Consider the following 14,376-nt stretch of genomic DNA (forward strand, 5'->3'; position numbering starts at 1 on the left):
CTATACTTCCCTCCACTCAATATGCTTTTCATTTAAGTAATTTATAATCTTTGATTTATCATCATTTTTTATATTTATAATAAAAGACCCTAATATTTTGTCTCTATACTTATCTGTTCCACCCCATATTAAAGAATATTTAACCTTTGTATCTATAGCCAAACTAGATAAAAGGGAACCCTTTTGAATGTTCTCTCTTTCTATTATTTCTATATTTATCCCTTTTTTTGGTATTACATTGTCTTTTAATTCCCCTAAGAGTTCTTCTAAAACTTTAGGCTTGTCCAAGAAAATATCCTCTACTTTTCCTTTTGCCTCTAAATTGCCCTTACTTAATATGGCCATTTTATTACACACCTGCTTTACTACATCCATTTGATGAGTAACTACTACAATAGTTATACCTAATTCTTTATTTATCTTCTTAAGCAATTCTAAAATAGAATTTGTTATACTAGGATCTAAAGCTGATGTAGCTTCATCACATAATAATATTTGTGGATCTAAGGTAAGAGCTCTTGCTATAGCAACTCTTTGTTTTTGTCCACCACTTAATTCTCTAGGTTTAGACTTTATCTTATTTCCTAATTCTACTAATTCCAATAATTCCTTTACTTTTTTATCTATATCTTGCTTTTTATATCCCCAACACTCCATAGGTAATGCTACATTTTCATATACAGTTTTTCTTTCAAGTAAAGAAAACTGTTGAAATATCATTCCTATATTTTTTCTAAAGGCTCTAAGTTCTTTTTCATTTAATTTTTTTACTTCTACATCATTTACTTTCAGACTTCCAGCTTCATAAGATTCAAGTCCATTTATACATCTTAAAAGCGTAGATTTTCCTGCTCCACTAACTCCTAAAAGGCCATATATATCTCCCTTATCTATTTCCACATTTATATCACGTAAAACTTCTGTATCACCATAAAATTTTTGTAAATTTGATATTTCTATCATTAATATTACATCTCCTCTTAAGTTAAATTCCTCTACCTATTCTAATACCCTTACTATACTTTTTAGTGGCTTCTATCATAGCCCTTATATTCTCCACTGGAGCTCCACCAGGTATATCACAACCAGATCCAACTACATATCCTTTAGGGCTGTCCGCAGCCTTTTCTATGCATAGTTTAACAGTATTGTATACATCTTCTACAGTTCCATTCCTTATGACAGAAACAGGATCCACATTTCCTACTATACATACTTTATCCCCTAGCAAATCTTTAAGTTCCCCTATATCCTCACAATTATCCACACTGAAAGTTGATATATTCATTCTACTCAAATTATTCCATATATGCTTTGTTTTTCCACATATATGCAAAGATGGTTTTTTACCTGTTATCTTATATATTCCATCTATGGTCTTTCTAAGATAAGGCTCCACAAATTTTTCAAACTGTTTACCACTTATTAAATTACCACAGGACAAAGGATCACCTATGCCACATACTAATCCATATTCCTCATAGGCTGCCTTAATAAAAGCTAAATTACATTCAGTCATAAAATCTAATAATTTATGTATACCTTCTTTATTCTTAACAAAATCCCTCATAAGGTTATTTGTTCCCCTAACTGCAGAAGCTGCGCTAATAGGTCCTGAAACCCCACTACCTATATTTACTTCATTACCTAACTCTTTTTTTATTTTACCTAATGCTTTTAATATTATTGGTAACCTTCCATCCTTATAAGGATTTACTACCTCCATATTATCTAACATTTTATAATCCTTTAATACTGGATCAATTAAATAGGAGGCTCTATCACTAGGATAACCCATCTTACTACCAAGAGCTTCTCCCATACCTCTTAAGGTTACGTTAATTCCTGCACTTTCTGCTCCTAGCTCTCTTACTTTAAATTTTTCTGCCTGTAGCATTTTATCCGCATCAAAATAATATTCCTTAGTACTTATACCCGCATATACCGCAGCTGTTTCCTCAAACATAATAGCACAGGGCAATCTATCTACTTCTTCTCCTTTAAAATAAGCTTCTGATCTTTCCTTTGCGGTCATTTCATCTTTAAAAGTATCCATGGTTAACATACCTTTCTTTCAAATTTTATATATTAAATTTCTATTCTTTTTTTACTTATTTTATATTTATTTTTAATATATTTATATTTTAAAGTAGAATTTTTATTTTTTTAATTTAATATAATACTAAATTCGCCATTGTTCCTTCCATTTTTGTATTTTAGCATTGGAATAATAAATTTTCTACAATTATATAAAATTCTAATAGATGAATATTTTCCTATAAAAAATTCGTATAACACTCTTATTAAAGTGCAAAAGAAACTAAACAGAATACAGAGTATGACTTTTTAAATTATATACTCTCCACTATTTTTCTTTCAGTAGGAAATTATTATACCAACCTTTAAAGGTACTAAAACAAGAAATACTTTTAGTCAATAGATAGCTATAATGAGAATTTTTTATATACGTATAATGTATAAATATCTTAAAAAGGAAAATATAATTGTGTATTTTACAGAACGTAGTGGAGTAAAATCTTCCTTTTGTACCTCTTTACCACATAGGAAATTATTTTTAAAGAGTTATTCTAGCTTCCCGTGGTTTAAAAAATAGGGATATGTGGTGTAAAAGGCATTTGAACAAGATTAGAGATTCTTAGTTGTTTTTTCAAAATATATGTATGTTCCAAATTATTGTCTGAGTGTTCAGCGAGTTATAATTTGGAACCATATATTTTAAGAAAAAACAAGTTAGAATCTCTTATTGAAGTGAGTTGCCTTTCTAGCCACATATCCCTTTTTTAAACCATGGGTAGTATAACTTCCCTCTAAGTCGTAATTTCCTTATTTTACGTTTCTTTTTTTAGCTGCATTTACCATTGCCCTTACATTTTCTATAGGACTTTTGGTTCCTATGCCACAGGCTGGTGATAGTATATCCACTCCTAAATTCATGCAAGCATTAGCTAGTTTTTCTACCTCTTCTTTCGTACTATTTTGTATAGTTAATGTACTTACATTTCCCATTACAGCTTTATTTTGTACATTCTTAAGAACTTGAGTTACACTACTTATAGAATCAAAACTTACCACATCACTATGCAAATCATTTAATTCTTTGTATATACTTTTTAATCTTCCACAGATATGTATTATTGTTCCATCTGTGTAGTCTTTAAGTTCATCTACTATTCTATTTAGATAAGGTATTACAAATTCTTTAAACAATCTTGGTCCTAGAATTTCTCCTGTACCACTTGGATCTGATATAGTTATAACATTAGCTCCTGCTAAAAGTTGAGCTTTCCCAAATTCTATTAAATTTTCTGTTACAAAATTTATAAATTTGTGTGCTTCATCTTTTTTTCTAACTAATTCTTTATAAAAATACATAGGCTCCATTAAAGATGATGTTACACTTATAGGGCCTGTTAAATTTGCCATTATGGGCACTGGTAAATTTCTATCTTTTATAATTTTTATAGCATCTAAAACTACTTTTTCTCTTCCTTCATTTAAATTTATTTTTTTTAATTGTCTCCACTGCTCTACGGATTCTATGGGATACTTTATAACTCTAGGTTCAGTAGTTTTATCTCCTAAATCTACTGTAGCTCCCATAGCTTCTGCTTCTATGGTCATACAGAAAGGTACTCCAAAGTTTTCAAATCCTCCCTGTTCATACATTGATATAGCTAAGTTAGCCATAATCTCTGGATTCACATGGGCTTCTGGCCATTTAAATCCGCTTATATCCATTAAATCTTCTATTATCATATTCATCATTCCGCCTGGACATATGCAGGGAGGCCTGTCTACCTCTTTATTTTTCAATACTAAATTTAATCTTTCTTTTGGTGTTAACATTTGCTGCACCTCATATGTTTTAAATTTTTCCTTACATTATTTATTAAATATATTCTGTAAAAACTTATTTATTGTTCTAAGTATAATTTTTACTAACATTTAACTTTTTCTGCTACTATTTTTTTAGCATATTTTGCTGCTTTTGAAGCATCTGTTGTATACACATCTGCTCCTATCTTATCTGCAAAATTTTGAGATATAGGACCTCCTCCTATCATTACCGTTACTTTTTCTCTTATTCCTTCTTCTTTTAATAATTTTATAACTTCTTCCATACCATCCATAGTTGTAGTCATAAGGGTAGACATACAAATTATATCCGCTTCTATTTCTTTAGCTTTATCTACGAAATCTTTTGGTGGCACGTCTCTTCCTAAGTCCACCACTTCAAATCCTTCTGTTTCCATCATTATTTTAACTAAATTTTTCCCTATGTCATGGGTATCTCCTTGTATTACTCCTATAACTATTTTATGCTTTTTCCCCAAATCATTCTTCTTTAAATGGGGTTTTAAAATTTCTAATCCTGAGTACATAGCATCAGAACACATCAATAATTCTGGAATATAATATTCTCCTTCTTCATATAATTCACCTGCTCTATTCATCCCATTGGCAAGACCCTTATCTATAGCTTCATAGGCACTAATATTTTTTTCTATACATTCCTTAGCTAGTTCTACTGTTTCCTCTTCTTCCATTTCTACTACTGATTCTGATAATTTTTTTATTAATTCTTCTGATACATTACTCATTTACTTTTCCTCCTTAATATTTTTATTATAATTATAATTTTATTTCCCAAACTACGGATTTGTTCATTGGTTTAGCGGTCTTTCTTAAACAATTATGACCTAATATTTTTACATCTTTATTTTCTTTTATAATATAGTTTAGTGCCTGACCATAAGTGATTCCTTCTGGTACTTCTATAGGATTTGACTTTATAAATCCTGCTCTATCTAATGAAGATGAAGTTATACCACAAAGATGAATTATAGAATCTTCTAGGTAATTTTTAGCTTCTTTTAAAACATTGTAGGTATATTTTCCACCTAATTCTTTATACATTTTTGGTCCTAATATATCTAAAGTTCCAGCAGAATCTCCAAAGGATATTATATCTACTCCTCTTTTTACTCCTTCCTTTATAAATTCCACTGAGCTCTTTTCTACTATTTCCATAAGTCTTTCTACTTCATCTTTATTTTTTCTTACTGCCTTATAAAAAATTCTTGGATCAATTAAAGAACTTATTATAGTAAAAGGTCCCTGTACATCCATTATTACAGTTTCTCCTTCTTTCTTTAATATCTCAACAGATTTTAAAACCTCTCCCATTCTTTTAGTTTCAAAATCTATTTCCTTTAATCCCTTAATATCCTCAATACTTTTAAAAGTATAAGTTGAAACTCTAGGGCCAGCCTTTTCATCTCCTAAATTTATTTCCCCTCCTAATGCTTCCGCTTCCACTGTCATACAAAAAGGTACTATAGAAAAAAGATCCTCATTATATTCTCTTATACTCTTAGAAAGTACTGCCATATCTTTTGCATTTTTATGTACATCAGGAAATTTTACTCCTGCCATTTTTACTGCTTCTTTAGGTATCTCTTCTCCTGTATCTAAAACACATTTAAAGTTCACATCATAATCCATTATCATTACTCCTTAAAAAATATTTATATCTTTTTTATTTTATATTTTTCTCTGAACAAAGATTTTATCTCATTTTTACATAGACCTTGTCCTATTATACAAATCTTTAATTCTTCTCTGCCTTTAACTGTTTCTATGTTATGAACCTTTTTAGTACAATTGATTTGAATTATTTCTTCTTTCCCTTTTAAAAACCCTTTTATTCTTATTACATTCCCATATTCCCTAGTAAATAACTTACTAATAATCTCATTTATTTCCTTCATTTCAAATATTTTATTAGTTTTTACCCCTAAACTCTCAAATCCATCCTCTGTAGATATCATAACCTCTACAGGCTCTCTTTCCATATCCTTTAATAAATCTTCATCTAAAAAATTTAGTATATATTCCTTATTAAATTCTTCAAAGGGCAATGTTATTATATGGGCTTTTTCATTAAACTCCCTTAAGGATTCTTTTACTTCTTTTAGAGTACTTTTATCAACTATTTGAGTTTTACTCACTATTAATGTTTTTGCATTTTTTACTTGATCCATATAAAATTCTCCAAAGGCATCCTTTTCCTCTAAATAGCTTGTACCATCTACTACAGTTATTACTGAGTTAATATTAATCCTGTCTTTAAAATTATCCTTTTCTAATATATCTAAAAGTTGACTTAGGGAACTTATCCCTGTAGGTTCTATTATTATTCTATCCGGTTTGTATTCTTCTATTACCTTTTGTAGAGAATCCTCAAAGTCTTGTTTCATCATGCAACAAATACATCCACTTCTTAATTCAAATACATCAAAATCCTCTTTTTTTATTAAGTCTCCATCTATAGCTACTTCCCCAAATTCATTTTCTATTATTATTACTTTTTCTTCCTTCACATTTCCCAAAATCTTTTTTATTAAAGTAGTTTTTCCCGCTCCTAAAAAACCTGAAATTAAATTTACTTTTATCATTTTAATCACTCCATTAAGATTTACCTAATGCTACAATTTTAATTATATTTTGTTTTTATTAGTAAAACACTATAAGTTCTAAAATATCATTAAAAACTTAGAGCCTTTACAAAATAATCTTGAAAATCCTCCCTGGTGGAAAGTTCTATAACTTTTATGCTTTCTCTTATATCTACCATCTCTTTTGAAATATCCTTATTTAGTAAAGATAATCTTGCTCCTTCTATGGAGGAGTTTCCTACAAAAGTTATTTTACCTTTAAAACCTTTCGGTATTATTCCTAATATTTTTATACTTTCTGGATTTATATGATATCCAAAGGCTCCTGCAATTACTGCCTCTTCTATATCCTCAATATTAGCATCTATTTCTTTTAAGAGCATAGTAACTCCTGAAGATATTGCGCCTTTAGCCAGCTGCATTTGTCTTATATCATTTTGAGATATATAAACATTCTCTGTTATATAAAACTTCTTATCTTTTAATCTTTCTTTTAAATTATCTGGCATATTTTTATTAAATCTTCCACTAGTCATAACTACTTTACTTTTTATTAATGCTGCCATAACATCCATAAGTCCACTACCACAAATACTTTTAGCCTCTTCATTGCCAATAGTTGAATATTTAATGTTATATTCTTCATCTATAGAAAAACTATCTATAGCTCCTTCTTCAGCTCTTGAACCACAGGAGATATTCATCCCCTCAAAGGCAGGTCCAGCTGCGGTAGATGAAGCTGACATACTTCCCTTATAAATAGCTGCTAATTCACCATTAGTTCCTATATCTATAAATACGGCTGGATGTTTTTTATTTTGAAAATCTATAGCCACAATACCCGCCACAATATCGGCCCCTACATAGGAAGATAATGATGGTAATAATATAACATTTCCTTCCTCATTTATTTTTATATCCATATCCTTAGCTTTTATTTCTAATTGGTCTAAAAATATAGATCTATAGGGTGCTTTGGCTATGGTATTTGGACTAACTCCTGTGAAAAGATGAAGCATGGTAGTATTAGCTGCTATAGCTATTTCATATACACTTTTTCTTTTATAATTCTTACCTATTAATTCTTGTACCATGGAATCTATTTTTTTTCTTATACATTTAGATAAAACTTCTATGCCATCTTTATTTTCCATGCAATAAGTTATTCTAGATAATACATCTCCTCCGTATTCCGTCTGAGGATTTAAATCTGATATTTTATTTAAAATTTGTCCATTTTCTAAATTTAAAAGATAAGCAGATAAACCTGTAGTTCCTATATCCACAGCTACAGCTAAGACTTTATCCTCTTTATGTATTATATCTATCAGTTCTTCTTTATAAATTACCCCACAAAATTCTTTTTCCTTACTTTTTTCTATTTCCCCTATTCTCTTTAAAACACTTAACTTTTCTATGGTAAAATCTAAAGTATTTTTATAAGGTATATTAATCTTTTCGTCTACATTTTTTAGTTCTATTTTTTTTATTTTACTATCCAATTTTGTTTCTATAGAAAAACCCTTATTAATAGTTTTTAATTTTTTATTTTTATCTTTTTCTATTAATTCTATTTGGGCATCACCCTTTACTTCACAAATACACGCAAGCCTAATATTCTCTTCTTCTGTAAATTTTTCTTCCTCTTTTGTTTTAGGCGAAAGCTTACCTCTCGCTATAACTTTACATTTACCACATTTACCTTTTCCATTACAAGGTGCTTCAATATAAAGACCTGCTTTTCTTATACATTCTATAAGTTTTGTACCGTTTTCCACTTCTATTTCCAACTGTTTCTTTATAAAAGTAATCCTAGCCATAAAATTACCTCTTTCTATATCAAATTAATTGTATTTTCTTTGCTGAAATAAAAACTACAATTATAAACAGAGTTCTTGGTTTCAGAGGGAGTTTTTACTCCCACTTTAAATAAGATGGGAGTATTAGAGCGGGTAGTCATCGGATAAAATATTTATATGAAAAATAAGGGTATGAGGACAAACACATAAAAATTTATTCATGAGTTTGTCCTTTAAATCAATTTATGCCTTTTCTACAGGTTTACTATTTTCAAAACTCCCCTTTATCGCAGGTCTACTATTTTCAAAATCCCAAGGATGTTTCTTTAAATAACCATTCCCAAAAGGAGTTAATATGAAAATTATACCAAATATAGCTAATATAAATGGATACCACATATAAGGTACAATTTGAACTGGGCTAACTGAGCCTTTAGTAAAACTACCTGCTATCAATAATTGAGCTCCATATGGTATTATTCCTTGCATTGCCATTGAAAATGTACTTAGAAGAGAAGCCGTTTTTCTTGGATCTATTTTATATTCCTTTGATATTTCCTTTGACAATTCACCACAAACAATTATAGAAACCGTATTATTTGCTGTAGCTGCATCTGTTAATGCTACAAGTGAACTTATTCCTAATTCAGCAGATTTTTTACCTTTTATCATTTTATTTATCTTGTATAAAAGCCAGTCAAGACCACCACCTTTGGATACCATATTAGCAAGTCCTCCAGTTAACAGTGATAATGAAAAAATATCAAACATCCCTGTAAATCCCCCATAAACTTCCTTTGCAAATCCTAAAATTGTGAAGTCTCCATAACCAATCCCAATAGCTCCAGAAAGTATTATTCCACCCATTAATACTGCAAATACATTTTTCCCAGCTAAGGCTGCTATTAAAACAAACATATAAGGAATTATTTTTATTAAATTAAATGAATGACTTACCATTTTTGGCGTAGTTACTGGCTTTCCAAATATAAACAAAAAAACTATTGTAACTAAAGCTGCTACCGTAGCAAAGCCAAAGTTAACTCTAAATTTATCTTTCATATCTACACCTTGAGTCCTTGTAGCAGCTATAGTTGTATCGGATATAATTGATAAATTATCTCCATATAGAGCTCCCCCAACTAATGCTCCTAGTGCCAAGGGCATATTTAATCCTGCTTTTGCTACTAACTGAGCAGCTATAGGACCTACTGCAACAACAGTTCCTACTGATGTTCCTGTTGCAATAGAAATAAATGCAGATATTAAGAATATACCTACTACAATAAATTGAGGTGGTATTAAAGTTAATCCTAAATTTACTGTAGCATCAGCTCCACCCATTGCTTTAGAAACTGATGAAAATCCACCAGCTAAAAGATATATAATGCACATTATTATTATATTCTCGTCCCCACAACCTTTAACAAAGCTGTCCATTTTTTCATCTAAAGTTCCTTGTATTAGAATAAATGCAAATATTATTCCTATTACTACTGCAATTGGAGCTGGAAATTGATAGAATGCCATTTCTACTCCCATAATAGATAATATAATTCCTGAGCATAAATACACTAACACAAAAATAGCAAAAGGTATAAGAGCCTTTCCATTTCCTTTATTTTCATTTGTATTTCCCATTTGAAACTCTCCTCATCTTAATTTAAAGTTATTTTCTAAATTCTTTATTATAGATCTATAGGATATTTTCCATAAGTTTTTCCTGCTTCCATAAACATTTCAATATTTTCTATTGGTGTGTGCATTGGAATTTGACAGCCTGTACTTAAAATATAGCCTTTCTTAGAATCATGACCTTTTTTAATACATTCTTTAACGGATTTAAAAATAGCTTCTTTATTTCCTCTGTAGACTATATCTACAGGGGGAACGTTTCCAGTAATGACTACTCTATCTCCCATTATGTTTTTAGCTTCTTCTAAATCTTCTGCATTATCAATACTAAAATTAGAAATCCCCGCATTCACAACATCTTCCCATATTTCCTTACTATTGCCACAAATATGTATAGCAGGGGCTCCACCAGTCTTCTCTTTTATTTTATTAATATTTTTCTTTAGAGCTGGTAATGAAAATTCTCTAAATTGTTTTGGACTTATAAGACTAGTAGATGAAACTGGATCTGCAAATCCAATAGATACTCCAAGCTTGGCTACTTCCTCTATGTATCTATTATTAGATTCCGCTACTATATCCATTAAAGTGTGAACTTTTTTAGGATACTTAATCATCCATTTTAATAGGTTTTCTGTTCCAACTACAGAAGCTGCAACACTAAAAGGTCCAGACATAGCAGCACCAACATCTACTTTATCCATAAGTGCATCTCTAGTAAGTCTTATTGCTTCAAGTAAAGTTGGTAGATTCCCATCTTTTAAAGGATCCACAACTTTAAGAGATTCTATTTCATCTATAGAATTAATAGCTGGCTCTATTAAATAAGAAATTCCATATTCGGGATAACCAACTTTAGCGCCCATAGCCTCAGCAACTCCTCTAAGGCTAGTAGATATACTTACACCATCATGATGAAGCCTTTTAAACAAAGCTATTTCTAAATCTGCCATAAGCTGTGCTGAATGATAATAATCTCTAGCTGTAACTCCAATAAAAGGTGCCATAGTAACTCCCATATCCGGGATACATATTATTCTGTCAATTTCCTCCCCTTTAGAAAAAGCTACAACCCTCTCTTTTGGTGTCATTTCTTCTTTGATCAATTAAAACATTCCTTTCTAAATAAAAATATTTTTCAAATTATTATCCTTAATTTCTAATTATTACTTCCAACTGTGTATTTTAGCATTACAATAATAAATTTTCTACAATTATATGGAATTCAAATAAGCTAAATTTTTTCTATAAAATTTTTATATAATACTTGTTTTTAAATAAAAAAACTTCTTTCTGGTTTTATACTTCTAATTTTCACCAGAAAGAAGTTTTTTATTTAGGGGGGATTTATCTATAAAAATATTTTAGTGTAAATTAGTATCCTTTCTTTTTTGCTTCTATACCACTTTCATTCGTTCCTGGTTCTTTTATAGTAGTATTAAGCTTATTTTTTGCCCATTGATTTTGAGTCTTATGACCATTAGCCAAATAATTTTCTTCTGTCCATTCTCTCTTTTCTTTTGGCTTCATAATAATACCTCCTGATTTATTAAGTTTACATCTTTAGTATAAGTAACTTTTAAATAAATATTTATAAAAATCATTAACAAATTTAAACTATAGCCTTTTATTCGATGACTACCCGCTCTAATACTCCCATCGCACTCTGTGAAAGCGATTCACACCAAATCAAAGATTTGGACTCTCTGCTTTTCTTCAAAGTTGGAGTAAAAACTCCCTCTGAAGCTAAGAACTCTGTTTATAAAATCATCTAGATTTTAGGGCAATATTTTAGAACAATTTACAACTTTTAATTATAAGCCTATATAAAACAACAATTAATTTAAAACGCTAAAAATTTATATAGTTAATTAAAATTTCCTAAATTCTATAGGATCTTATGTATCTTCTAAAATCCCATTTTTTCAAAAATTCATCTGCCTTTTCATAACCTTCTTTATATAATTTTTCCTTAGTTTCTAAGGATATATTGAATTCTGTAGTTTTTACTCCTAAGGCTGGTATAGATATAGTCCTGATTTTGTCTTTATCCCTTAAATAACTTTCATCATAAGAATCTATAGTTGTTTCTACTACATCTACTATGTAGGATATAAAATCCTTATTTTCTATAGTTCTATTAAATTCCCCACTATTGCCTAACTTAAACCCAAATGTTGGCCATCTAGGCACGTCCTTTACATCAAATATCCATATAGGATAATTACTAGTTATTCCTCCATCTACTATATAGGCTTCTTTTTCCATATATTTAAGCTTTACTGGTGTAAAAAAGAATGGAATACTTATGCTCATTGTTACTGCTTTAGCTATTTCTAATTCCATAGGATCCATGCCATATTTTTTTATATCATCTGGCAATATAAGTAATCTTTTATTAGTAACATCTGAAGCTATTATCTTTAATGGAGACTCTTTATTTAAACTTATATGTTTAAACTTTGTTTTTCCTTTATTCTTAAACACTTCTTCAAGGTATTTTTCTATATACAGTGTACTAAAAATACCCTTTTCCAATATAAGTCCTAAAGACTTTTTGGCTAAAGGGAATTTTTTGATAGCAGTTATATTTCCAACTTTTTTATAATCTAACTCGTACATTATTTTTTTTATTTCTTTTCCTCTATAGCCTACAGCTAAAAAAGCTGCTATTATAGCTCCTGCAGATGTTCCTGCAAGCCTTTGCCACATCATTCCTTCCTCTTCTAATCTACAAATAGCTCCTGTAAAAGCTGTAGCCTTAACTCCACCACCTTGAAAAACACCGTCTGCTTTTAACAAATAAACTCACCTTAAAATATATTGCTTTATTTTATAGTATGTTTCTTAAACTCTTAATATACTTTATATAGGTACAATTTAACATATATAACTTAAACATTATAATATAACTAATACATACTACTTATAATAATTACAATGTTTACTTCTATAAAAGCCAATATTCATATCTTAGAATAACTTTATAAACAACATGTGTTTTGTTTTAAATTATTCTTTATCTAAATTATAAAATTTACTTTATAAATAGCATATATTCTATTTCAAAAAAATTTCAGTGATTATATGATTTTTAATCTTCTATTAAATCATATAACCACTGAAAAAACTACGGTAAAATTATATTTTTAAAAACTAACTTTAAATTTCCCATCTTCGATTTTTATATCCTTTATTTTAACTTTAGTAATCCCCTTATCTATAATAATCTCATCTCCATTGCTCTGAATATTACTCATGTTTGATTTTTTTATTTCATTTAGAAGAATACTTTTAGGTACTGATACTTTTCCCATTTTTATACTATCTACTTTATAGATTATTTTATCATCCCTTGCACTTACATCTCCATAGGATGACATAAGCAAATCAATTCCATTATATCTAACTGGTATATATAAATTTAATTTATTATCCTTAGTATCAACTTTAGCAGATTTCACCAATATACTTCCTACATTTTTCTCATTTTGAAAATAAACTTTTAGCATTTCATTTACATCTTCTTCATTTACAGTTAAAGTTCCTTTGCTAAGTTCTACATTCTTTAGTTTGTCTAATATATTTTCATTCTTAATGGAATTATCACTTAAATTCTCTCCTTTGTCTCCTTGGTAAGTAGCCATCTTAAAAAATGCAAATCCTGCTATCACTATGCATATCAATACAATAAGTAGTGTCTTAAAAAAACTTTTCATAATTATATCGTCCCCTTCATCTATTACTATGTTTTAAATCCGAATTTATTTTATTATAAACTATTTTACACAATATTAAAAGCATCATTACTTTTTACAAGGACTCCATCATTAATAATTATGGACCTATCCGCAAGCAATTCTGCTTCATAAGGATTATGAGTAACCAAAAAAATACTCATTTTAAACTGCTTCTTATATTCCATAAATTCTTTATAGACTGCTTCCTTAGTAGCCTTGTCCAATGCTGAAAATGGCTCATCTAACATTAATACGTTAGGCTTTATTGCCAAAGCTCTTGCTAAAGCTACTCTCTGTTTTTCTCCACCTGATATTTCATTAGGCTTTCTATCTTTAAGATGTTCTATTTTAAATGTTTCAATTATATAATTTATATAACTTATATCATAATCCTTTTGATTCTTTACTCCAAATAATATATTATCTTCCACAGTCATGTGAGGAAACAAAGCATAATTTTGAAATAAATATCCTATATGTCTATCTTTTATTGGTAAATTTATATTTTCCGAAGAAGAAAAAACAATTTTATTATCAATCTTAATAATCCCCTTATCAGGAGTTTTGATACCTGCAATGCAATCCAAAATGGTTGTTTTTCCTGATCCTGAAGAACCTTGCAATGCGACTACTTCATTCCCTAAAGTTAAATTACAGTGTAAATCAAAATAATTTAAGCTTTTAACTATATCTAATTTTATCATTTGTCAAAACTCCTTTTAA

13 protein-coding genes are annotated in these 14,376 nt (G+C 29.3%); all 13 read right to left on the bottom strand.

Translation table 11 applies throughout. The annotated features are described in order from the left end of the window. A complete protein-coding gene (locus ACYUEW_RS08630; RefSeq protein ID WP_460276587.1) occupies positions 1 to 963 on the bottom strand; it encodes a methionine ABC transporter ATP-binding protein in 963 nt (320 codons plus the stop codon). Positions 964 to 985: 22 nt separating this feature from the next. Beyond that, positions 986 to 2,056, bottom strand: a complete 1,071-nt coding sequence (locus tag ACYUEW_RS08635) for a uroporphyrinogen decarboxylase family protein (protein WP_163201319.1) — start codon at positions 2,054 to 2,056, stop codon at positions 986 to 988. Positions 2,057 to 2,844: 788 nt separating this feature from the next. Beyond that, positions 2,845 to 3,867, bottom strand: coding sequence for a methylcobamide:CoM methyltransferase MtbA (locus ACYUEW_RS08640; protein ID WP_460276588.1), 1,023 nt, complete (start codon positions 3,865 to 3,867; stop codon positions 2,845 to 2,847). Between the two features lie 92 nt (positions 3,868 to 3,959). Next, complete coding sequence (locus tag ACYUEW_RS08645) at positions 3,960 to 4,622, bottom strand: corrinoid protein (protein ID WP_096044093.1); 663 nt, start codon at positions 4,620 to 4,622, stop codon at positions 3,960 to 3,962. A 31-nt stretch (positions 4,623 to 4,653) separates the two neighbouring features. After that, positions 4,654 to 5,526, bottom strand: coding sequence for a methylcobamide--CoM methyltransferase (locus tag ACYUEW_RS08650; RefSeq protein ID WP_042385182.1), 873 nt, complete (start codon positions 5,524 to 5,526; stop codon positions 4,654 to 4,656). Positions 5,527 to 5,549: 23 nt separating this feature from the next. Then, positions 5,550 to 6,479: a GTP-binding protein gene (locus ACYUEW_RS08655; protein ID WP_460276589.1), complete on the bottom strand. Its 930-nt coding sequence runs from the start codon at positions 6,477 to 6,479 to the stop codon at positions 5,550 to 5,552. Positions 6,480 to 6,568: 89 nt separating this feature from the next. Further along, entirely contained in the window at positions 6,569 to 8,299 is a 1,731-nt protein-coding gene (locus ACYUEW_RS08660; RefSeq protein ID WP_003486494.1) for an ASKHA domain-containing protein, read from the bottom strand. Positions 8,300 to 8,521: 222 nt separating this feature from the next. Then, a complete protein-coding gene (locus ACYUEW_RS08665; RefSeq protein ID WP_003486495.1) occupies positions 8,522 to 9,919 on the bottom strand; it encodes a Na+/H+ antiporter NhaC family protein in 1,398 nt (465 codons plus the stop codon). 47 nt (positions 9,920 to 9,966) lie between these two features. Then, positions 9,967 to 11,019 carry a methylcobamide--CoM methyltransferase gene (locus ACYUEW_RS08670; protein ID WP_043031840.1) on the bottom strand — a complete coding sequence of 351 codons (1,053 nt, stop codon included), beginning with the start codon at positions 11,017 to 11,019 and terminating at the stop codon, positions 9,967 to 9,969. Positions 11,020 to 11,287: 268 nt separating this feature from the next. Next, positions 11,288 to 11,443, bottom strand: a complete 156-nt coding sequence (locus ACYUEW_RS08675) for a hypothetical protein (protein ID WP_003358525.1) — start codon at positions 11,441 to 11,443, stop codon at positions 11,288 to 11,290. 351 nt (positions 11,444 to 11,794) lie between these two features. Next, a complete protein-coding gene (locus tag ACYUEW_RS08680) occupies positions 11,795 to 12,715 on the bottom strand; it encodes a patatin-like phospholipase family protein (RefSeq protein WP_043031838.1) in 921 nt (306 codons plus the stop codon). Between the two features lie 347 nt (positions 12,716 to 13,062). Next, entirely contained in the window at positions 13,063 to 13,632 is a 570-nt protein-coding gene (locus tag ACYUEW_RS08685; RefSeq protein ID WP_003486501.1) for a hypothetical protein, read from the bottom strand. Between the two features lie 65 nt (positions 13,633 to 13,697). After that, positions 13,698 to 14,357: an ATP-binding cassette domain-containing protein gene (locus tag ACYUEW_RS08690; protein ID WP_460276590.1), complete on the bottom strand. Its 660-nt coding sequence runs from the start codon at positions 14,355 to 14,357 to the stop codon at positions 13,698 to 13,700. Positions 14,358 to 14,376: the final 19 nt, after the last annotated feature.

The sequence above is a fragment of the Clostridium sp. CTA-1 genome (assembly GCF_054768215.1).

Excerpts from the sequence above, each read along its gene's own strand:
- ACYUEW_RS08650 (WP_042385182.1), bottom strand. The coding sequence starts at position 5,526 with ATGGATTATGATGTGAACTTTAAATGTGTTTTAGATACAGGAGAAGAG.
- ACYUEW_RS08645 (WP_096044093.1), bottom strand. The coding sequence starts at position 4,622 with ATGAGTAATGTATCAGAAGAATTAATAAAAAAATTATCAGAATCAGTA.
- ACYUEW_RS08690 (WP_460276590.1), bottom strand. The coding sequence starts at position 14,357 with ATGATAAAATTAGATATAGTTAAAAGCTTAAATTATTTTGATTTACAC.
- ACYUEW_RS08630 (WP_460276587.1), bottom strand. The coding sequence starts at position 963 with ATGATAGAAATATCAAATTTACAAAAATTTTATGGTGATACAGAAGTT.
- ACYUEW_RS08635 (WP_163201319.1), bottom strand. The coding sequence starts at position 2,056 with ATGGATACTTTTAAAGATGAAATGACCGCAAAGGAAAGATCAGAAGCT.
- ACYUEW_RS08675 (WP_003358525.1), bottom strand. The coding sequence starts at position 11,443 with ATGAAGCCAAAAGAAAAGAGAGAATGGACAGAAGAAAATTATTTGGCT.
- ACYUEW_RS08665 (WP_003486495.1), bottom strand. The coding sequence starts at position 9,919 with ATGGGAAATACAAATGAAAATAAAGGAAATGGAAAGGCTCTTATACCT.
- ACYUEW_RS08685 (WP_003486501.1), bottom strand. The coding sequence starts at position 13,632 with ATGAAAAGTTTTTTTAAGACACTACTTATTGTATTGATATGCATAGTG.
- ACYUEW_RS08655 (WP_460276589.1), bottom strand. The coding sequence starts at position 6,479 with ATGATAAAAGTAAATTTAATTTCAGGTTTTTTAGGAGCGGGAAAAACT.
- ACYUEW_RS08660 (WP_003486494.1), bottom strand. The coding sequence starts at position 8,299 with ATGGCTAGGATTACTTTTATAAAGAAACAGTTGGAAATAGAAGTGGAA.
- ACYUEW_RS08640 (WP_460276588.1), bottom strand. The coding sequence starts at position 3,867 with ATGTTAACACCAAAAGAAAGATTAAATTTAGTATTGAAAAATAAAGAG.